This is a genomic window from Catenibacterium sp. GCM10023432 (genome assembly GCF_042651925.1).
GTDB classification, from domain to species: domain Bacteria; phylum Bacillota_I; class Bacilli_A; order Erysipelotrichales; family Coprobacillaceae; genus Catenibacterium; species Catenibacterium mitsuoka.
In genome coordinates this window covers 30932-51014 of the sequence record NZ_JBHSEB010000004.1, presented here as the reverse complement: position 1 = coordinate 51014, position 20083 = coordinate 30932, and the positions used below count along the sequence as shown (strand labels likewise).

Genomic DNA, 20083 nt, shown 5'->3' with positions numbered 1-20083 from the left:
ATGGCAAGTTTAGAAAACCTTGAAACAGTTGAGAATGATTTAGAGAGTAAGGCTGAAGAAATTGATGAAAGTAAACAAGAGTTGGAAGAAGCGCAAAATAAGCTAGCTAAAATTGAAGAAGCTATAAATAATATCGAGGATAATGAAGTTAAAGAGAAATTAGAAGGTAACAAGGAAAGTAGAGAACAGGATGTAGAAGCTGCTAAAGATAAGTTGCAGAATCTAGAATCAGATTTAGATGAGTTAGAGTCTGATTATGAAAATATGGAGCAAGAAAATAATACATCAAAAACAGAATTAAATTCCTTAACTAGTATTGGTGAAGATGTTTCAGAAGCGATGCAGGTTGTAGAAAGCAGATCAGCAGCTATAGAGCAAGGTAAAAATAAAATTAAGGAATTAAAGAATAAAATAAATGGATAACATTGAATCACAAATAGAAGATGTATCTTCTGACTTAAAAGAGAATAAGCGAGAACAAGATGAAACACAAAAATCATTGAAACAAATTGAATCTTCAATTCAAAAGCTAAGTTCTGATCAGGCTGTAGTTGAATCACTACAGGAAAATAGAGAATTAAAAGAAGAGGAACTAGCTGAAGTTCAAGAAAAGAACAATGAACTTGTGAATCGCATTACTGACATAATTTCTACAATTAAAGAAGAACAGGCAAGTGATGGACAGAGTTATGGTCAGTTAGAAGGCTTAGAGTCAATAGGTGAAGATGTGTCTGATGCTATAGCAGTGCTTGATGAAAAAAATGAATTCTATGAAAAGTGTCTTGAAACACTAAGCGATCTTTTGGATTATAATCAAACTCTTGAAAAAGAGTTAAGAGAGAAAATGGGTCTTGGAGAAACCAATAGCAGCAGTAGTGAAAAACAAGATTATAGTCGTAATGATGAAGATGTATTAAAAAGCTCTAATAGTATTAATTTTGATGCAGAACCTGGAAATTATACATATATTGAAACGCCTACAGGTAAAAAGGCATTTGGAATTGTGAAAGTAGGTCCACAGAGTAAACGAGATGCAAAGGCACAAGTTCAAGCAGGTGGTGAAGATCGCCGTCCTGATGATCAAGGTGGACATCTTATTGCTTATATTCTTGGTGGAGTTACTTCTGATGTTAACCTTGATGCACAAAATTGTAATGTTAACCAGAGAGATATGCTTCGTGTAGAATTGAATGTTAAGAAATTAGCCTCTGATCCTAATAACATTGTTTATTATGAAGTAGAAAATTTTCACAGTATAACAAGTAGACCTGAAGCAGTTATGATTCATGTAGCTGTAAAGAATAAGACAACAGGTGAAATTTCTCATGACTATTATGAATTTACAAATGAGAGCCATAAAGACCGTGAAGAATGGGAAAAAATAGCTTCTGAGTATATGTAAGGAATTATTATGAGAGACTATGAAGTAGATATTGAAAATTGTGGAAGAGAAATTGAGCAACAAAGTAAAGAACTCAATGAAAAAAACAGTATTCTAAATCATATAGAATCTTCTATTGAGAATTTAAGTGCTGACACGGTTGTTGCAAATATTCTTAAAGAAAACAAGGCTGTTACTGAAAAAGATATTGAAGCTATACAAGAAAAGAAAGCACAGACAAATGAAAAGATAGAAAACTTAATCGACTCAATTCTTGAGGAAAAGAAAGATAGAGAATCTGATTATTCTCAGCTTAAGGGTTTAGAAGCAATCGGTGAAGATGTTACTTCTAGTTTAGAGGTAGTTGTTGAAGAAGATAATCAGCTTACTGATTACTTATTGAGATTAAAGCAATTACAAGAAGTGAATGGTGAGAAATTTGATGATTATCTTGAAGATGCTTCTAAACAATTAAGCATTGAAAATGCGAAAACTGAATTGAATGAGTATATGGCTTCAAAGAATTACGGAAAAGAAGATTATCTTCATGGAGATAATTATTCTCAAGATCCAAAATGGAGAGAATTACATCAAAAAGCATATCCTGATTTTAAGATTCCAGCATTTAATCTTGATCAAGCTATTGATAGATTACCTCGTTTAGATAGTAATGTGTCTCAGGCAGATATATTGAGTCAAGCAAATCCAAATTATGGCAAGGGTAAAGAATTCGAAGGTAATTGTCAGAGATGTGTACCTGCATATGAAATGAGAAAAAGAGGATACAATGTCACTGCAAAGCCTTTACCTTGTGATGATGATATCTATCAGTATGAATATCTAAGTATGTGGGATAATCCACAAGAAATTAAGTGCTCAGGTAGTGGTTTGAAAGATATCAAACAATATATGAAATCATGGGGAGATGGATCACGTGCTGAAATTTCTATAGGCTTTAAAGGTTCGGATGATAGCCATCTTATTGTGGCTGAACAAAGAGCAGGTAAAACAATCTTTGTAGATCCACAGAATAATGAAATTCTCGAAGATTCTTTCTTTAAAACAGTAGAATCAAATGAAACAAGTATATGTCGAATAGATAACTTAAAACCAAATAGAGCTATCTTTGATTGTGTAGAAGAGGTGTAGATATGATAGATTTTGTAGATGCAATCACTCATGCAAAAGATTATTTTGCAAAAAGTAATGAAGTAATTCTTGATTGTAAAGAAACTGAAGACTCATGGATATTTAGTGGGGGTATTGAAGGCAAAAGAAAGTTTGGTATTAATGCGATAGAAATTGATAAGGCAAACGGAAATATACATCTATTTCATTTGCCTAATAAAAAGAATTTTGAAAAGTTAGAGAAGTCTAGAACTATAGACTTCTTAGAATAGGGGAGGAATATGTTATGATATGTCCGAATTGTGGTAAAGAGATAGAAGATAATGGGAAGTTCTGTGGATATTGTGGATATAAGTTAGTGCAAGATGCAACTCCTGTTATTCCTAAGAAAGAACCTGTAAAAAATACGAAGAAACCAAATAAAAAAGCGATTGCGATTGCTTTAGTAGTGGCTGCAATTATTGGTGGTGCTCTTTTTGTTAAGAATAAGAAATCAAGTTATGCTTTTGGAACAGATAAAGATAAGGACGTTGAAATATTGAAAAGTTCAGCGAAAGATGAGGATTATCCTCTTTATTATTCTTATGATAAATATAAATCTTTTTGGAAACCTTATATAGAAAAAACTGGTGATACGGATAGATATGATTCGTTAGGTAAAACTTCATTTTCATCATCTATTATTTATATAATGAATCATCAAAAATCAAGTAATTGTAAGTCTATTAATAGCAATATTAAAGTATATTCAAATAGTATTATTCTTATCCAATCTGATGAAAAAGATCAAAAATATAATAGAAATTACTACATTGCTAATGGAAGTTTAAAGTATGCATATATTTATGATCCTGATAACTCAGATGATTGGTATAAATTATGTTATTATGATGATGGTGTACTTTGTCGTTATGAAACACCAGACAAAACATATAAATATAGTGATATAACTCCTTCAAAATGGGGATGTTTTGCGTATGAGGAAGCCACAGATATATATAATGATTATATTTCTGATAGTTATGATGACGATGAAGATTATGATGATGACTATGATGAATACGAAGATGAAGATTATATCCTTCCAACAAGTGATTCAGAATATCTCACTAGAAGTGATGTAGAAGATTTATCACAAGAAGAAAATAGACTTGCTATTAATGAAATTTATGCAAGACATGGTTATACATATCAAACAGAAGATTTGAAAGAATACTTTGAAGATAAAAGCTGGTATCACTCTAATCCAGATATAAATCAGTCTACATGGAACGATAGCATGTTAAATAACTATGAGCGTGAAAATATTAATTTACTTACAACTGTAGCTAAGGAAAAAGGCTATAGATAAGGTTTTATTTAATTAGAGAACTTCCTCTAGTACTCGATGTTCTAATTTGTTAGAATTTAAAGGAGGGGAGGCGTTGATATGAAAAAGAAGAAGTTTATAATAGGTCTTTCTATTATTGCAGTTATTGCTCTTTATTTTGCTTATCATCGCTTTGAAACATCTATTCCTGTAGAAATAGATGTACCCTATGGCATTACCTGTACAACAAATAGATCACGTATGGTAGGTGACTATTACAGTCTATGTCTTCATATCAAGTCATATAAGTTTAAAGAACAATATATCAACATTCAGATTAAGACATATGACAAGAATAATGATTTACGTGAATACAGTACAACATATAAAATAGATAAGAAAATACCTTTTAAATTCTCTACAGATACAAAAGAAGATATTAAAAAAGCCGTTGTGTGCATTAAACTCACAACGGCTTCTTTTACTATCAATAGTTTATAGAACATTAAATGAATTTTAAAAATAACTTATTGCATTTAAATAAAGATACTGTAGAAAAGGTGTTAATAATATAATAAAGAGCAAAAAGAAAGCGCTCCACAATCGATATGGAAGTATAAGTCTAATATGTACTGATATAAATAATAGAAGCGAGAAAGGAGTTAGTTATGGATCAAAATTTTAAAGCATTAGTTGCGCAAGCTGAGAGTGGTGATGTGAATGCTATGGTGATGGTTGCTAATTGCTATAATGGAGGAATGCACGTTGAGAAGAGTGATAAACTTGCATATAAATATTATAAGATGGCAGCAGATCATGGTCATATAGAAGCTCATGTTCAAACTGCAATACATTTATTATTTGGGTATGGTATCCCTAAGGATAAAAAAACAGGAGTCAAATATTTAAAAATCGGAGCTGACAATGGATCTGCTTTTGGACAGTATATGTTAGGATTTCTTTATAGAGCAGGAGAAATAGGATTACTCGGAAGAGACAAAAAAGCAGTGCAGTATTTTGAAATGGCAGCTAAACAAGGACATGCAAAATCACAAATAGAATTAGCTAATATGATTATGACGACTAATCAAAATGGATATACATTGGATGATGTTGTTTTTTGGTTATCTTGTGCCTATTTACATGTTGATAATGCACCTAAAGAAAGTGCTGATGCACTAAAACTTCTTAATCATTTGGTTGATAATGGAATTCCAGGAGGTAGCGAATTTATTCTAGATGTAATGAACAATGCTCGTTGTAATTATCCACAATATCTAGAGAACCCAAAATAAGAAATATTTGGAAGGGAGTATATTGTAATGAGAATTCTTAAGTCAATATATGAGGAAATAATAAACAATGTTCCTGAACATATGCCCGAGTCAGGAGGTATGCTAGGAGGTAATAATAACACGATTACATCTGTAGTATTTGATGAGGGCAGGCAAGATGAATTTAGGCATTGTCATTATACGCCAAATGTAAAAAGGTTGAATTCTATACTTCTTGAATGGGCAGAGAAGGATATTGAATTTTATGGGTTGTTTCATACACATTTTCATAGTGTTTCTACCTTATCTGAAGGTGATATCACCTATATTAAAAGTATATTGCATGCAATGCCTAAATCAAAGAAGTTACTATATTTCCCGATTGTTGTTTTGCCAGAAAAAGAAATCATATCATATTGCTGTTCTATGAATGGATCAGAACTAAATATTGTGCAAGATTCAGTCGAATGTGTGGAAACTTTATAGAATTTAGAAGTTATATTAAGGAGATAAGAATATGAAGAAAGAAAAGAAGATTAATCAAGTTATTCAAATTCCAGAAGGAACATTTAAAGGAAATTGTTGTGATTGTGTATATGCTGATTGGAATGATACAGACAGTTATGGTAGAGTTTATTGTCGTGGTTCATATGGCGGATACAATGATCCAAGCAAAAGAAATGGTTGTTTCCATTACAAATAATTGTTTATAGTATGCAATAGAGTTTCCAAAGCATAAATATGTGTGTGTATATTTGGTATGATAATCTGGATGTGGCAGTGAAAATAGAATTAAGAGGGATGACTAGTATAAGTTGAACCTTTAATTTTTAAGGTGTGGCAATAGAAAACTTGCTTTAAATGTTTGGGGGGTTCCACTTTTAAAGGGCAGTCAGAAATGACTGCCCTTTACTGCGCTCATATTATTTCTATTTAGATGTTTTAGTATTACCAACACTTATTTTTAATTTACTAGATAACGGGATTCATGCATATGGGGATGAATAAGATAGGTTTAAATTATTTGATGATCAAGAACTTCCAATTAACCGAAGTCAAAACAAGAGAGAAAATTAAACTATTTTATTGTAGGCATTAAAGTGAACTAATTGCGATGTTAAAAGAGTCACATACCAACTAAAAATGACGTTTAAATAATTTGCTAAATAATTCATGATATCATTTATTTACTTTCGTTAGGTATATTTAAAAGGAGGCGATGTGATATGTATCTTATTTGGTGGATAATAATCCCTGCTTGGGTAATTGCAGGTATAGGACTAATTCTGTATGGTGCCTGGGAGGTATGGGGAGGTCTTATAAATACTATTCTAGGGATTGCGATAGTTTCAATGTTTGGTCTTTCTTTATTGATAGGTATATTCTTTGTCGTAGGGAACATTTATGATCTATTTGGAAATGATAGTTCTCATACTACATGGAATTCAATAAAGAGTGTTTTTGGGATAGTACTATCATTGCTTTGGTGTGTATGGATGGTGCGTATTATAATATGGCTCATGTCTTAATAAATTTTACCTATAATTCGATTTAGGCATATTGAACATGTTTCGGTAATTTAAAATAACTTGGGATTTCCTGAATTTTAAGTTAGTTTTCTTTTGATTTATTAAATATTGCAAAAAAAGCCGTTGTGAGCATTACACTCACAACGGCTTTTAAATTAGTCCTAAATGCTTAAATGCATTATAAAGTCCATCATCATTGACATCAGTCGTAATATAATCTGCTGCTTCTTTAATTTCTGGACCACCATTACCCATAGCGACATTATAAGCACAACATTCAAACATTGATAAATCAATCTTTGCATCGCCAAAAGAAATAGTATCCTTAAAGTCAGCACCAAGATGTTCCATTAATACTTCAATGGCATGTCTCTTAGTAATACCAGTAGGTCCTAAATCACCATATAAGGCTACTTCACCCTTACCACCCCATGTATTCGCAATAAGGTCAGGGAATTCCACCTTAGAATCTAAATGATCCTGATAAGAGCTTAAGATAAAGCTAATCTTATTTACATCATCTCTATATAAATCTTCACCTTGTAAATGAATAAATCCATCCATGAATGCTTTAGAAGATTCCTTTGCTTTCTCTAGGTCGGCTCCTTTACCCTGAGCATACTTAACCATTGTTTCAGGCCCCTGCTCTAACATATAGTCATTGCAGTACATACCGCTATTAGCTTCTAGATAGAATCCTAAGTGTCTCTCATTACACCAATCTACAATATGTTTTACATCTTCCTTTGACAATCCTTGATGCATTACAACTTCATCGTGGTCTTCTACATAAGCACCATTACCACCAATCATACCATCTAAATCACATAAATTACGCTGTAGTACTTCAGCCTTAGAACATCCTGTACAAATATATACCTTATGTCCATTTGCTCGTGCCATGTCTACTGCCTTAGCTGCTGAAGCAGGTAATTTTGCTTCATAATCAATTAATGTACCATCTACATCTAGAAATATTATTTTACCCATATCTGTCTCCTTTATATATTTCTTATTATACATAAACCATAACCTAAACAGTATCAATCCATCATTTTTTGAAACAATAAACACCTTTACTTAATTTAATAAGTATATCTTTCTCCACTAATTCATGAAGCACTCTCTGTAGTTGTCTTCTACTACAGTGAAGTATTTCTGATGTTTTTTCTATTCTTCTTAATATATGATCATCACACTGATACTTCATATATGCGACTACTTTCTCTTCCAGTCTCATAAAGTTTTGATCATACTGCACAGATTGAATAATATCTACGCAGGAATGAATGACTGAATGAAGAAACAACACATCTTCATTCAACTCTTTCTCATATCTTAGTGTATCAATACTTAATACCACTACATTCTCTAAAGCCTCTACAAATAAGTGAGGCTTCTTTTTTGTGACAAACTCAATATCTCCAAGAATAGGTATTTCTTTCTTTACACCTGTCACAAACTGTCTACCATCTGCCTGAATTGAATAAACATTTACGCTTCCTTTCACTAAAAAATAAATAGAATGAAAAGGAAAAGAAGGCTGAATCATTAACTCTCCTTTCTCAAACTCAAACATCTGAAGACCTACATTATCTAAATGAACATAAGAAGATATAGAGTCACTATATTTCTCTATTAACAGTTTATCTTTTATCTCTTTCACATCTCTATTGTGACATATGACACAATAAATCTCAAACAAAACTGATAAGATAGGGCAGGAGGTTAATACAATGAATGAATTATTTGAAACAATGCCTGTCAAGAAAGCTTACTTTAAGATTGCTTTACCAGTAGTTCTTTCTATGATGGTCACTTTAGTCTATAACTTAGTCGATACATTCTTTGTATCACAAACACAAAATACAAATCTTGTTGCAGGTGTCTCATTATGTGCACCTCTATTTACATTAATGATTGCTTTAGGAGATATATTTAGACTAGGAGGCAGTTCAGTAATCTCTCGTCTATTTGGGAATAAAGAAATTAAAGAAGCAAAAAGAGTCAGTGCAGTATGCTTTTATTATGCTATCGGGGTCTCTCTTCTTACCTCTTTAATCATGATTCTATTTAAGAATTCTATTCTTTCATTACTTGGAACAGAAGCATCTACAAGACCTTATGTTTTACAGTATTATCATGTGATTTCTATTGGGGGAGTCTTCATAATTCTATCGATGATTCCTACAAATCTAATCAGATGTGCAGGACATGCTCAGGATGCTATGATAGGTACAATTCTTGGTTGTGTCATCAATATCATTCTTGATCCTATTTTCTTATTTGTATTTCATATGGAAGCCACAGGTGTCGCAATTGCGACTGTATTCTCTAACTTTGTTACAGATGCATATTTAGTTTATGTGATTAAACGTAAATGTCCAGAACTCAGTGTTTCTTTAAAGGATGCCCATTGTGATACACGTCATATAAAAGGTCTCATCTTTATTGGTATCCCAGCTTCTCTTACAAATATTATGCAGTCTTTTGCAGTCACTCTTACTAATCAATATTTACGTCCCTATGGATCAAATGCGATTGCCAGCATGGGAATCGCATTAAAAGTCAATATGATTATTATGATGGTTCTTGTTGGCTTTGCCTTTGGTGCACAGCCACTCATTGGATATTGTATCGGAGCATGCAATAAAAAGAGACTTAAAGAAGTCTTACGCTTTGATGCTTTAGTCATTATATCCTTTGCCTGCGTTATGACACTTATATTATGTCTCTTTACACCTTCTATCATGTCATGTTTCATGAAGAATCAAGCAATTGTCTCACAGGGAAGTACAATGTTGAGATGCTTATCTATCTCTACACCTTTTGTAGGGGTTGTATTAATACTCACAACACTCTTTCAATCAGCAGGTTATGCGACAGGCGCAATGATCATCTCTTTATCAAGACAGGGCGTGATATTCTTTGTTGTAATGATTGTCCTTACGGCATTATTAGGCTATATGGGCATTCTTCTTGCACAATGTATCAGTGATATCATTACACTTATTATAGGTTTATTACTCGTCAAAAAAATGAGGCTCGAATAATCGAGTCTCATTTTTATTAGTCTTCATAGCTTAAGGCTTCAGGACCTTGTTCACCAGAAGAGATTCTTACGACATTCTCTACATTATAGATAAAGATCTTACCATCACCCATATGACCAGTGTATAGAACACTTCTTGCTGCATCTACAACTGTCTGTACAGGAATACTAGATACAACAATCTCAGCCTTTACTTTAGGCAATAACTGGATATCAACCTTAGCGCCTCTATAATAAGCAGTCTGTCCTTTTTGAACACCACAGCCCGATACTCTTGTCACTGTCATACCAGCAACGCCAATATCATTCATAGCAACTTTTAAAGCATCCATCTTTTCTGCTTTCGCAATAATAACAATCTTACTGATCTTACCTTCCCCATTGACTGCAACAGTAGGAACAGCTTCTGCAACACTTAATTCAGGAGCTGAAACAGTTGCAGCAGTAGCACCAGTATATGTCTCTGTTTCTAATGCGAAACCTGCATAAGCACTCTCTAAACCATGTTCAAGCTTATCAAGACCAGTAATTTCTTCTTCTTCAGTAACTCTAAGACCAACGGTATGCTTAATAACTACGAATGTAATAGTCATTAATACAGCAGTCCAAACACCAATACATAATAAGCCAAGTAATTGAGTACCTAATAACTTAAAGCCTCCTCCGTAGAATAGACCTTGAGCCTCAGGCATTGTATCAGTACCGCAGGCAAATAATCCAACACAGATAGTACCAAGTAAACCATTACCAAAATGAACAGCGACAGCACCAACTGGATCATCGATATGTAATTTATAATCTAATAACCAAGTAAAGAAACAAACAGTAAATCCAGATAAAATACCAATAATACAAGCACCCATTACATTGACTGCATCACATCCAGCAGTAATTGCAACTAAACCTGCAAGAGAACCATTTAAGCTCATAGCTACATCAGGCTTACCATACTTTAACCAAGTAAAGATCATAACAGTACATGTTGCAAGTGCTGGTGCAACAGTAGTAGTTGCGAAGATAGTTGCTAACTGAGTACCATTCTTTGCAGCAGCACCGTTGAATCCATACCAGCCAAACCAAAGAATGAATACACCTAAAGCACCAATAGTTAAACTATGACCAGGAATACCATTTGGGCTTCCATCTTTATTAAACTTACCAATACGAGGACCAAGAAGTTTAGCCCCAATTAAAGCAGTTAAACCACCAACGAAGTGAATAACTGCACTACCAGCGAAATCATGGAATCCCATTGCTGCTAACCAGCCATCAGGTCCCCAAACCCAATGAGCTTCAATAGGATAAACAACTAAAGAAATAACGAATGAATAAATACAATAACTTAAGAACTTAGTTCTTTCTGCCATAGCTCCAGATACGATAGTTGCTGCAGTTGCACAGAATACTAAGTTGAATACGAAGCTAGACCAATCAGTTGATGCAAAGTTAGTTAATGGACCATTTCCAAAACCAACCCAGCCAATAAATCCGTTAGCTACATCGCTCCCACATAAGAAGCTATAACCTACAATAAGAAAAGCAACAGTTCCTAAACAGAAATCCATCAAGTTCTTCATGATGATATTTCCAGCGTTCTTAGCACGGGTGAACCCTGCCTCAACCATTGCGAAGCCTGCCTGCATAAAGAATACAAACGCGGCACCAATTAAATACCATATACCAAAAACTTCAGTTAAAACCTTTGCCATAAGCACTCCCCCTTTATCATGTTTATGTTTTCTTTTTACCTTTCTGGTATGACTGCATTATACGAATAGAAAATGGTCATGTCAATAAAAAATTATCACAATAACGTTAAATTATCATATACATTTATCGGAATAAGCGAAAAAAAGCACCTCATATTCATGATAAAATGAATTATTGATAGATAATAAAAAAATATTATAAAGTGATAAAAAATTATTAAAACATGTATAATTTTTATATTATGGCATAAAAAATGCGATAAAAAAGAAAATCATGGTATACTTTTTTTGAGGGTAATTATAAAAAGGGGAAAGTTTTTTAGTACATCCAGAAGAAGATATGGCAACACTTATGAATAAAGTACATCATTCTCAGATTGTGACTATTGATTAAACATATTATCTACATTAGAAGATGTTGTGAAAGCTTTAGAACAAGGGAAACATGTTTACTTATTTGGTGTAGGTGGTTCAGCTATTGTCTGTGATGATTTTATACATAAGCTTATGAGGATAGGGAAGCCTTCTAATTATTGCCCTGATATTCATTTACAGAAGACTTTTATACCTGCTATGACACAGGAAGATTTAGCTATCTTTGTTTCATATTGTGGAAAAACAAAAGGTATAGTCACTGCGGCTAAATGGGCAAAGGAAATGAACATCCCATCTGTCGCAATTACACAATCTGCTTATAATAAGCTTGGTAAGTTAGTAGATTATGTATTAACTATTCCTTCACAGGAACAGCCATTACGTATCGGAGCGATTAGTTCTCGTTATTCTTCACTTATGTTGTTGATCTTCTTTACTATGGATTAGTGAAACGTAATAAAGAAGAATATGCACAAAAGATTATTAATACAAGACGTATTATTCAAGAAATGGAAAAGTAGGTGTAAGTTATGGAAAAGATAGAAAAATGGATATCAAACAACAAGGATATTGAACAGGAATTAATACGATTGAGAAGACATTTTCATGAACATCCAGAAGTCGGTCATCCTCTTCCTCAGACACAGGAATATATAGTGAAACTGCTTGAAATGTATGGCTATGAGAATATTATTGTGAATCCCGGAGGAAGTATTGAAGTACTTGTAGGACCTCATGATAAGAAGATTCTTTTACTTAGAAGTGATATGGATGCATTACCACTTGTGGAACATACAAATCTTCCTTTTAAGTCTATTAATGGATCTATGCATGCATGTGGACATGATATGCATGCTTCTATGATGTTGATGTGTGCCAAGCTTTTGAAACAGAATGAAAAGAAACTCAAAGGACAGATCAAGATTGTCTTCCAGCCCCATGAAGAAGGACTAGTTGGCTGTAAGATGATGATAGAAGATGGGGTATTAAAGTATCCTCGTGTTGATGCGGCAGTAGGCTTACATGTCATGCCGGCGACAGAAGATAAGACAGGTACAATCCGTACGATTCGTAAAGCAATGACAACAGCGTCTACAATCTTTGAAATCAATATTACAGGTAAGAGTTCACATGGTTCTATGCCGGAAAAAGGTATTGATGCACTGCGTGTGGCTGTTCATATCTATCAGCAATTACAGGAAATCATTCCTAAAGAAATCAGCATGAGTCATGATGATGTACTTACAATTGGTATTATGAATGCAGGTAAAGCCCATAATATTATTCCAGAAAAAGCCTATATGAAATGTTCACTAAGATGTTATCGTCCAGATGATCAGGAATATATTATGGTAAGAGTGAATGAATTAGTACAAAGTATTGCTTCAATGTATCATGCCCAGGCAGGCATTACAATCTTACAGCAGGCACCAAGTGTCTATAATGATCCTGCATTACTTAAATCTATTATGGATGTAGAAAAAGATGTATTTGGTGGTTATATTAAGAAGTTAGAACTACCTCTTACAATCTCAGAAGACTTTGGCCATATTACTGCCAATGTACCTTCACTCTTTGTGACTCTGGCGGCAGGATGTAAACAGGATGGTTATATTTATGGTCTTCATAACAAAGCCACTGTTTTTGATGAAGGCTGCTTAATGTATGGCCTGTATTTCTTATATAATGCTGCAATGAATTGGAATGTGAAGTACTAAATATCTTGCATTCACAAAAAGAGAACAGGTATAATATTTACCAATGATGAATGGGAGAAAACAGAAAAAATGAACAAGATTGATCAAAAAACAGTATATACAATTAAAGCACTTTGTGCAGATATGATTCAGAAAGCAAATTCAGGACATCCAGGACTTCCTTTAGGGGCTGCTGGATTCACTCATGTATTATGGTCACAGGTATTAAACCATAGTGCAAAGCATCCTGAATGGGTTAACAGAGATCGTTTTATTTTATCGGCAGGACATGGTTCAAGCATGCTTTATAGTTTATTACATCTATATGGTTATGGCTTAACTATGGATGATTTAAAGCAGTTTAGACAGTTAGGTTCACTTACACCAGGACATCCAGAATATGGACATACAGTAGGTGTAGATGCCACTACAGGTCCTTTAGGACAGGGCTTAGGCATGGCTGTTGGTATGGCAATGGGTCAGGCTCATTTAGCTACTGTATTTAATAAACCAGGTTATGATCTATTTGATCATTATGTTTATGCATTAGCTGGTGATGGATGTATGATGGAAGGTATTTCTTCAGAAGCATTATCACTCGCTGGTACACTTAAGTTAGAAAAGCTCATCATCTTATATGATTCAAACAACATTTCTATCGAAGGTAACACAAACATCACATTTACAGAAAATGTATCAGACAGAGTAAAGGCATTTGGTTTTGAAACATTAACTGTAGAAGATGGAGATAACTTAGATGAAGTACTTGCTGCATTAGAAAAAGCAAAGACTATTAAAGGTAAACCTAAGTTCATTGAAATCAAGACAACTATCGGTAAAGATAGTCCAAACGAAGGTTCAGAAAGCACTCATGGTGCACCACTTGGCGTGAATAACGTCAAGGCATTAAAAGAAAAACTTGGTCTTCCACAGGAAGAATTCTATGTACCAGAAGAAGTATATGATTATCTAGCTTCTACACAAAAACGTGTAGATGATTTATATGATGCTTGGACTTCTATGCAGGATAAATATTTTGAAGAATATCCAGAAATGAAGATTGTATGGGAACAGTATTTTAACCCTGACTTTGCAAGAATTTTCAAGGATAATCCATTATTCTGGGCAAATAAACATCACAATATTGCAACTCGTGCTGCAAGTGGTGAAACAATGAACCTTATTAAGGATTTTGCCCCTAACTTCATTGGTGGTTCAGCCGACTTAGGACCTTCTAATAAGACAGTCTTAAAAGGTGAAGGTGAATTCAGTGCAGACAACTATGGTGGACGTAATATCCACTTTGGTGTAAGAGAACAGGCTATGGCTGCAGTAGGTAATGGTTTAATGTTATATGGTGGATTAAAGGCATATGTGGCTACATTCTTTGTATTTAGTGACTATGTAAAACCTATGGCTCGTTTGTCTTCATTAATGAAGCTTCCACTTACTTATGTATTTACTCATGATAGTATTGGTGTAGGGGAAGATGGACCAACACATGAACCAGTAGAACAGTTGACTATGCTTCGTGCAATGCCTAACATGTATGTATTTAGACCATGTGATGAATTTGAAACAAAAGCCGGCTGGTATGTCGCAATGAGTTCAAAAGAAACACCTACATCTCTCATCCTTTCTAGACAGGACTTACCTAAGATGGTAGGCAGTAACAGAGGTGCCTTAAGAGGTGGTTATATCATTGATGACTGCATGAGTAAGCCAGATATCATCATCATTGCATCAGGTTCAGAAGTAGACTTAGCAGTCAAAGCTAAAGAACAATTAAAAGACCCTAACTTAAATATCAGAATCGTTTCTATGCCTTGTCAGGAATTATTCAGAGAACAGTCTGAAGAATACAAAGAATCTATTTTACCATCATGTGTAGAAAATAGAATTATTGTAGAAGCAGGAAGCCGTTTATCTTGGGGTGAATTCGCAGGATTCAAAGGCAAATATGTCACTATGGATACATTTGGTGCTTCAGGTAAGCCAGCAGACTTATTCAAGGAATTCCATTTAACTGTAGAAGATGTAATCAAAGCCATCAAAGAATTCTAAACAAATTCATTTTAGCCTCTTATAATAGTATTATAAGGAGGCTTTTTTATGTGGATACTTTATGCATTTGGTTCTGCCTTTTTTGCAGGACTTACAGCAGTTCTCGCAAAATGTGGTATTGAACATACAAACTCTCACTTAGCGACTGCATTACGTACTATTGTTGTACTCATCTTTTCATGGATCATGGTAGGAATAGTTGGCTCATTTGATACAATCCATACAATCACCCATAAGACATTTCTATTCTTAATTCTTTCTGGAATATCTACTGGAGCAAGCTGGTTATGTTACTTTAAGGCATTACAATTAGGTAATATCAATAAAGTCACAGCTGTAGATAAGACAAGTGTTGTATTGACGATTATTCTTTCTCTTATATTTTTCAAAGAAAGTGTCACAGTCTATAAAATCTTAGGTATGATCATTCTTACAGCAGGTACATATTTAATGGTAGAAAAGAAGGAAGATAATAAACAGACAAGTAATGCCTGGTTACTTTATGTTGTTCTTTCTGTTGTCTTTGCAAGTTTGACGACAATACTTGGTAAGATTGGTATCACAAATATTGAAAGTAATCTAGGTACAGCCATTCGTACAAGTATTGTACTTGTTATGAGCTGGATTGTGGTTTTTGTAACGCATAGTGAAATGAATATGAAGAGTATATCAAAGAAAGAATATCTCTTTATTGTGTTATCAGGCTTAGCCACAGGAGGTTCCTGGTTATGCTTCTACCATGCCCTGCAAAATGGACCAGCAAGTTTAGTCACTCCTATAGATAAGTTGAGTATTCTATTTACTGTATTATTCTCTTATCTTATTTTTCATGAGAAACTCTCTAAGAAATCATTGCTTGGATTAATACTAATAGTATCTGGTACCTTGGTTATGCTTTTCTAACAAAAGTTATACTCCTCTCACTTTTTTAACAAACCTTCTCTATAGTGTGATCATGATTTTGTTAGTTAGGACTAACAGAGGAGAAAAAGAATATGAAAGACTTATTCAAAAACAAATTATTATGCTCATTTGTAGGTGGTGTAGCCGCTACAGTTGCAGGTAGTAAGTTTGTAAAGAGCGATTGCGCAAGAAATGCAGCTGTAAAATCAGTTGCTACTGGTATGCAAATCAAAGATGAAGCTCTTGCCACTTATGATACCATTGTAGAAGACGCAAAAGATATCTATGCTGAATCGAAAAGCAAGAAAGAAGCAAAATAGGAAATAGTCATTTCCTATTTTTTAGGTGATAAGAGAATGTTAGAGTATCGTATAGTACATGACATACCAGGACGTATGAGAATACGTTATGGACGTTATCGCTTTTCTAGAAATAAGGCACTAGCCTTACATTTCGCATTATGTAAATGGGATATGGTTGAATCAGCCGATGTCAATGAAAGAACAGGTTCTATTTTGTTCACTTATAGTGTTGATCAAAGAGATGCTTTGATTGACAAAATCAACTCTCTAGATATACCTCACTTTGATGATGCACCCTATGAAAAGATCATTAAAGAAAACAAGTATCTTATAGATCACCGTGATATCAACGATCAATACATTGGAAAATTCACTGGTATTATCGCAAAAAGATATGCCTCTAAATGGTTTCTACCACTACCAATAAGAAACGTATTAACCATTTATCATACTATTCAATATGTGAAAGAAGCACTGGACTCTCTTGTACATAAACGTATTGATGCACCAGTACTTGATGCCACTAGTATTTCTGTTTCTTTATTATCAGGACAATGGGGTACAGCACGTAATATCATGTTCTTATTGAATATCTCTTCATTACTTGAATACTATACAAAGAAAACTACATCATTGCAGCTCAAAGAAACACTGTCTGTGAATATTGATAAAGTATGGGTATTAGAAGAAAGAAAAGAAAAACAGATTCCTACAACTCATTTACAGAAAGAAGATATTGTCGTTGTACAGACAGGTTCTATGGTTCCAGTAGATGGTGAAGTAGTAAATGGTGAAGCCATGATCAATGAATCAAGCTTTATTGGTGAACCATTAAGTAAGATGGTAAAACAAGGAAGTTCTGTTTTTGCAGGGACTGTTGTAGAAGAAGGTAAGATTTATATCAAGGTAAGAAATCTACAATTAGAAAGCCGTATTAATAAGAATGTAGATATGATTGATACAAACGAATCATTGAAAGCAGGTATTCAATCAGGTGCTGAACATCTTGAAGATGCAATTGTCCCTTATAGTTTTGTGGCTTTCTTTGGATTATTACTTGCCACAAGAAATCTTATACGTGCTTCATCAGTATTACTTGTAGACAATTCATGTGCGATTAAGTTATCTACATCTATTTCTGTTATTAGTGCGATGCAGGAAGCAGGTCGTCATTCTGTTATGGTTAAAGGTGGTAAATACCTAGAAGCAATGGATCAGGCAGATACGATTGTCTTTGATAAAACAGGAACCCTCACAAATGCTCAGTCATTTGTCTAGAAAGTGACACCAGTAGGAAATTATACACGTGAAGAAGTATTACGTATTGCAGCTTGTTTAGAAGAACACTTCCCACATAGTGTTGCCAATGCAATAGTAAAACAGGCATCACTCGAACAATTACGTCATGAAGAAGAACATGCTGAAGTAAAGTATATTATTGCGCATGGTATTGCGACTATTTATCGTGATCAGCGTGCTATTATGGGTAGTGATCATTTTGTATTTGAAGATGAACATATTACTAAAACAGAAGAGATAGAAACACTCATCAATAACTTACAAAGTGAAGGTGCCAGTTCTTTGATATTCCTCGCAATAGGTGGAGAAACTGCAGGTATTATTTCTATTTATGATCCACTTAAACGAGAAGCAAAAGAAACAATCATGAATCTTAGAAGCAGTGGTTTTAAGAATATCATCATGGTGACAGGTGATAGTGAAAATGCAGCTAAGCATATTGCAGAAGAACTCAATATTGATGGTTATTTAGCGGGTGTATTGCCAGAAGATAAAGCCGATTATGTCAAGAAACTCAAAGATGAAGGACATACCGTTGTTATAGTGGTGATGGTGTTAATGATACTCCAGCCTTATCTTGTGCAGATGTCTCTATCTCTTTGCAGGATAGTTCAGATATTGCGAAAGAACTTGCAGATGTGACACTTACTTCTTCATCATTAGAAGAAATTGTCGTATTTAAACAATTATCAAAACTATTAATGAAAAGAATCAAGCGTAACTATACAAGAATAGTCACTTTAGGATTAATATTATTAGGTATGTTTGGTGTCTTACCTGCTAGTACAACATCACTTATTCATAATGGTTCTACATTTATATTTGCGATATCATCTTCTACATCATTATTAGAAAATTGATGTACAGCCCCGTTCTGGGCTTTTTTATTTCCTAGGAAAACTACAAATGTCAACTCAAGTTTACGTGATAGTTGGTGGATGAAACTGCGGTTTTGTAATATTCTTGTTGAGGCACTATTCATGAAAAGGAGTTGAAAAAATGGACGCAATCTCACTCAACCATATATCTAATAGATATCCCTTATTAAACGACATCAGCGTCACAGTGAAGTATGGAGAAATATATGGCATAGTGGGAAAACAGGCAACAACTCTATTTAAAATCATTCTTGGTAAAACCTACTATGGTCAAGGACAAGTGAGTATTCTAGAAAGTACTCAAGAAAAGTATTTAAGACGTAATAGAAAAAGAATAGGCTACGCTGTCAACAGCCACTTCTTTAATCATTTGAATGCATCTAAGAACCTTTACTATCACTGTCTCATAAAAGGTATTTATGACAAAAAAGAAGTTAAAGATGTCCTATCTCTTGTGGGGTTGCAGGACCAACAGTTACTTTATCGTGACTTCTCACACAATATGAAATGTCGCCTTGCGATTGCGAAAGCTCTCTTAGGACATCCAGCTATTCTCCTACTTGATGAACCAATGGAAGATCTCAATAATGACGAAATAGCTTCTATTAGACAGCTTCTTCTTGCACTCAATAAAGAAGGTATTACGAAACTGCTCTCTAGTCATTGTATCAACCACTTAAAAGGACTTGTCACGCACCATTGCATCATAGAATATGGAACTATCAAAGAGATTAAGGAGGGAACTCTTTGATTGAATCATGAATAAGTATGCCAATAAGATTCTGAGGTTATTACATCATTCAATTTTTTTGTGCTATTTAATCCAGAGATATACATTTCTCGACTTCTTTCCCCTCATAATAGGATTAAGTCATTAATACGGATACTCTCAATTTCATAGAATATACAGAAGAATAAATAACCGGATAATTCTTTCAAATGTAGTCAACATCAGTCTTTAGTGACATCCTGCTTAAACTATAACCCCAGTTGAATCTTATAAAGACTTTCATGATCCTTTTGACATAGTAACCAATATCTTCCTGCATGATCATGAAAGTCTATTTTATATTGCATTATTCAACAAAATGGAGAATCGAAGGGTGAATATGAAAAAGAAGGTCATATTGTTTGTATTTATTATTTAATTGGTATAGTAACAATTGCAGTAAACAGATATTAC

21 protein-coding genes and 1 pseudogene are annotated in these 20083 nt (G+C 33.9%); 19 read left to right on the top strand and 3 right to left on the bottom strand.

From position 1 onward, the window contains the following. The 10 genes from ACFOZZ_RS01735 (at nucleotide 1) to ACFOZZ_RS01690 (ending at nucleotide 6621) form a co-directional block, all read left to right on the top strand. Complete coding sequence (locus ACFOZZ_RS01735; protein ID WP_279148353.1) at nucleotides 1-423, top strand: hypothetical protein; 423 nt, start codon at nucleotides 1-3, stop codon at nucleotides 421-423. After that, complete coding sequence (locus ACFOZZ_RS01730; RefSeq protein WP_376814565.1) at nucleotides 416-1402, top strand: DNA/RNA non-specific endonuclease; 987 nt, start codon at nucleotides 416-418, stop codon at nucleotides 1400-1402. The genes ACFOZZ_RS01735 and ACFOZZ_RS01730 overlap by 8 nt, the downstream gene beginning before the upstream one ends. A 9-nt stretch (nucleotides 1403-1411) precedes the next feature. Next, entirely contained in the window at nucleotides 1412-2530 is a 1119-nt protein-coding gene (locus tag ACFOZZ_RS01725) for a toxin glutamine deamidase domain-containing protein (RefSeq protein ID WP_376814564.1), read from the top strand. Between the two features lie 2 nt (nucleotides 2531-2532). Beyond that, nucleotides 2533-2781 (top strand): hypothetical protein, encoded by a 249-nt coding sequence (locus ACFOZZ_RS01720; RefSeq protein WP_279078493.1) that lies wholly within the window; start codon nucleotides 2533-2535, stop codon nucleotides 2779-2781. Between the two features lie 14 nt (nucleotides 2782-2795). Further along, nucleotides 2796-3860: a YARHG domain-containing protein gene (locus tag ACFOZZ_RS01715; RefSeq protein WP_329966660.1), complete on the top strand. Its 1065-nt coding sequence runs from the start codon at nucleotides 2796-2798 to the stop codon at nucleotides 3858-3860. A gap of 78 nt (nucleotides 3861-3938) precedes the next feature. Continuing rightward, entirely contained in the window at nucleotides 3939-4319 is a 381-nt protein-coding gene (locus ACFOZZ_RS01710) for a hypothetical protein (RefSeq protein WP_279148364.1), read from the top strand. A gap of 167 nt (nucleotides 4320-4486) precedes the next feature. Continuing rightward, complete coding sequence (locus ACFOZZ_RS01705; RefSeq protein WP_376814563.1) at nucleotides 4487-5113, top strand: tetratricopeptide repeat protein; 627 nt, start codon at nucleotides 4487-4489, stop codon at nucleotides 5111-5113. Between the two features lie 27 nt (nucleotides 5114-5140). Then, nucleotides 5141-5578: a hypothetical protein gene (locus ACFOZZ_RS01700; protein ID WP_279147316.1), complete on the top strand. Its 438-nt coding sequence runs from the start codon at nucleotides 5141-5143 to the stop codon at nucleotides 5576-5578. Nucleotides 5579-5609: 31 nt separating this feature from the next. Then, entirely contained in the window at nucleotides 5610-5795 is a 186-nt protein-coding gene (locus ACFOZZ_RS01695; RefSeq protein ID WP_279147315.1) for a hypothetical protein, read from the top strand. A 523-nt stretch (nucleotides 5796-6318) separates the two neighbouring features. Beyond that, a complete protein-coding gene (locus ACFOZZ_RS01690; RefSeq protein WP_279147314.1) occupies nucleotides 6319-6621 on the top strand; it encodes a hypothetical protein in 303 nt (100 codons plus the stop codon). A 150-nt stretch (nucleotides 6622-6771) separates the two neighbouring features. Here ACFOZZ_RS01690 and ACFOZZ_RS01685 read toward each other — a convergent pair whose 3' ends face one another. Both ACFOZZ_RS01685 and ACFOZZ_RS01680 read right to left on the bottom strand, forming a co-directional pair. Next, entirely contained in the window at nucleotides 6772-7611 is an 840-nt protein-coding gene (locus ACFOZZ_RS01685) for an HAD family hydrolase (protein WP_215656836.1), read from the bottom strand. A gap of 61 nt (nucleotides 7612-7672) precedes the next feature. Further along, complete coding sequence (locus ACFOZZ_RS01680; RefSeq protein ID WP_376814562.1) at nucleotides 7673-8287, bottom strand: Crp/Fnr family transcriptional regulator; 615 nt, start codon at nucleotides 8285-8287, stop codon at nucleotides 7673-7675. Between the two features lie 70 nt (nucleotides 8288-8357). Here ACFOZZ_RS01680 and ACFOZZ_RS01675 point away from each other — a divergent pair, with 70 nt between their 5' ends. Then, nucleotides 8358-9674, top strand: a complete 1317-nt coding sequence (locus ACFOZZ_RS01675) for an MATE family efflux transporter (RefSeq protein ID WP_376814561.1) — start codon at nucleotides 8358-8360, stop codon at nucleotides 9672-9674. Nucleotides 9675-9690: 16 nt separating this feature from the next. Here the strand turns inward: ACFOZZ_RS01675 and ACFOZZ_RS01670 are convergent, their stop codons facing one another. Beyond that, nucleotides 9691-11382, bottom strand: coding sequence for an ammonium transporter (locus tag ACFOZZ_RS01670; protein ID WP_278779785.1), 1692 nt, complete (start codon nucleotides 11380-11382; stop codon nucleotides 9691-9693). A 420-nt stretch (nucleotides 11383-11802) separates the two neighbouring features. Here ACFOZZ_RS01670 and ACFOZZ_RS01665 point away from each other — a divergent pair, with 420 nt between their 5' ends. From ACFOZZ_RS01665 to ACFOZZ_RS01630, 8 genes and pseudogenes are all read left to right on the top strand, one after another. Next, nucleotides 11803-12204 (top strand): SIS domain-containing protein, encoded by a 402-nt coding sequence (locus ACFOZZ_RS01665; RefSeq protein ID WP_279068538.1) that lies wholly within the window; start codon nucleotides 11803-11805, stop codon nucleotides 12202-12204. Nucleotides 12205-12287: 83 nt separating this feature from the next. Beyond that, entirely contained in the window at nucleotides 12288-13475 is a 1188-nt protein-coding gene (locus ACFOZZ_RS01660) for a M20 metallopeptidase family protein (protein WP_279147916.1), read from the top strand. Between the two features lie 69 nt (nucleotides 13476-13544). Next, a complete protein-coding gene (gene tkt / locus ACFOZZ_RS01655; RefSeq protein WP_278860903.1) occupies nucleotides 13545-15518 on the top strand; it encodes a transketolase in 1974 nt (657 codons plus the stop codon). A gap of 48 nt (nucleotides 15519-15566) precedes the next feature. After that, nucleotides 15567-16421 carry an EamA family transporter gene (locus tag ACFOZZ_RS01650; RefSeq protein WP_376814560.1) on the top strand — a complete coding sequence of 285 codons (855 nt, stop codon included), beginning with the start codon at nucleotides 15567-15569 and terminating at the stop codon, nucleotides 16419-16421. Nucleotides 16422-16513: 92 nt separating this feature from the next. Beyond that, nucleotides 16514-16741 carry a DUF1490 domain-containing protein gene (locus tag ACFOZZ_RS01645; protein ID WP_376814559.1) on the top strand — a complete coding sequence of 76 codons (228 nt, stop codon included), beginning with the start codon at nucleotides 16514-16516 and terminating at the stop codon, nucleotides 16739-16741. A 36-nt stretch (nucleotides 16742-16777) separates the two neighbouring features. Beyond that, a pseudogene (locus tag ACFOZZ_RS01640) lies at nucleotides 16778-18664 on the top strand (heavy metal translocating P-type ATPase). Next, nucleotides 18622-18882, top strand: coding sequence for a hypothetical protein (locus ACFOZZ_RS01635; protein WP_376814558.1), 261 nt, complete (start codon nucleotides 18622-18624; stop codon nucleotides 18880-18882). The pseudogene ACFOZZ_RS01640 and the gene ACFOZZ_RS01635 overlap by 43 nt, the downstream one beginning before the upstream one ends. Nucleotides 18883-19021: 139 nt before the next feature. After that, nucleotides 19022-19651, top strand: a complete 630-nt coding sequence (locus ACFOZZ_RS01630) for an ATP-binding cassette domain-containing protein (RefSeq protein WP_376814557.1) — start codon at nucleotides 19022-19024, stop codon at nucleotides 19649-19651. Nucleotides 19652-20083: the final 432 nt, after the last annotated feature.

Bases quoted from the DNA above. Each gene is read 5' to 3' on its own strand.
- ACFOZZ_RS01670 (WP_278779785.1), bottom strand. From the start codon at position 11,382: ATGGCAAAGGTTTTAACTGAAGTTTTTGGTATATGGTATTTAATTGGT.
- ACFOZZ_RS01695 (WP_279147315.1), top strand. From the start codon at position 5,610: ATGAAGAAAGAAAAGAAGATTAATCAAGTTATTCAAATTCCAGAAGGA.
- ACFOZZ_RS01705 (WP_376814563.1), top strand. From the start codon at position 4,487: ATGGATCAAAATTTTAAAGCATTAGTTGCGCAAGCTGAGAGTGGTGAT.
- ACFOZZ_RS01725 (WP_376814564.1), top strand. From the start codon at position 1,412: ATGAGAGACTATGAAGTAGATATTGAAAATTGTGGAAGAGAAATTGAG.
- ACFOZZ_RS01675 (WP_376814561.1), top strand. From the start codon at position 8,358: ATGAATGAATTATTTGAAACAATGCCTGTCAAGAAAGCTTACTTTAAG.
- ACFOZZ_RS01730 (WP_376814565.1), top strand. From the start codon at position 416: ATGGATAACATTGAATCACAAATAGAAGATGTATCTTCTGACTTAAAA.
- ACFOZZ_RS01700 (WP_279147316.1), top strand. From the start codon at position 5,141: ATGAGAATTCTTAAGTCAATATATGAGGAAATAATAAACAATGTTCCT.
- ACFOZZ_RS01645 (WP_376814559.1), top strand. From the start codon at position 16,514: ATGAAAGACTTATTCAAAAACAAATTATTATGCTCATTTGTAGGTGGT.
- tkt (WP_278860903.1), top strand. From the start codon at position 13,545: ATGAACAAGATTGATCAAAAAACAGTATATACAATTAAAGCACTTTGT.
- ACFOZZ_RS01685 (WP_215656836.1), bottom strand. From the start codon at position 7,611: ATGGGTAAAATAATATTTCTAGATGTAGATGGTACATTAATTGATTAT.
- ACFOZZ_RS01630 (WP_376814557.1), top strand. From the start codon at position 19,022: ATGGACGCAATCTCACTCAACCATATATCTAATAGATATCCCTTATTA.
- ACFOZZ_RS01735 (WP_279148353.1), top strand. From the start codon at position 1: ATGGCAAGTTTAGAAAACCTTGAAACAGTTGAGAATGATTTAGAGAGT.
- ACFOZZ_RS01650 (WP_376814560.1), top strand. From the start codon at position 15,567: ATGTGGATACTTTATGCATTTGGTTCTGCCTTTTTTGCAGGACTTACA.
- ACFOZZ_RS01690 (WP_279147314.1), top strand. From the start codon at position 6,319: ATGTATCTTATTTGGTGGATAATAATCCCTGCTTGGGTAATTGCAGGT.
- ACFOZZ_RS01715 (WP_329966660.1), top strand. From the start codon at position 2,796: ATGATATGTCCGAATTGTGGTAAAGAGATAGAAGATAATGGGAAGTTC.
- ACFOZZ_RS01710 (WP_279148364.1), top strand. From the start codon at position 3,939: ATGAAAAAGAAGAAGTTTATAATAGGTCTTTCTATTATTGCAGTTATT.
- ACFOZZ_RS01660 (WP_279147916.1), top strand. From the start codon at position 12,288: ATGGAAAAGATAGAAAAATGGATATCAAACAACAAGGATATTGAACAG.
- ACFOZZ_RS01720 (WP_279078493.1), top strand. From the start codon at position 2,533: ATGATAGATTTTGTAGATGCAATCACTCATGCAAAAGATTATTTTGCA.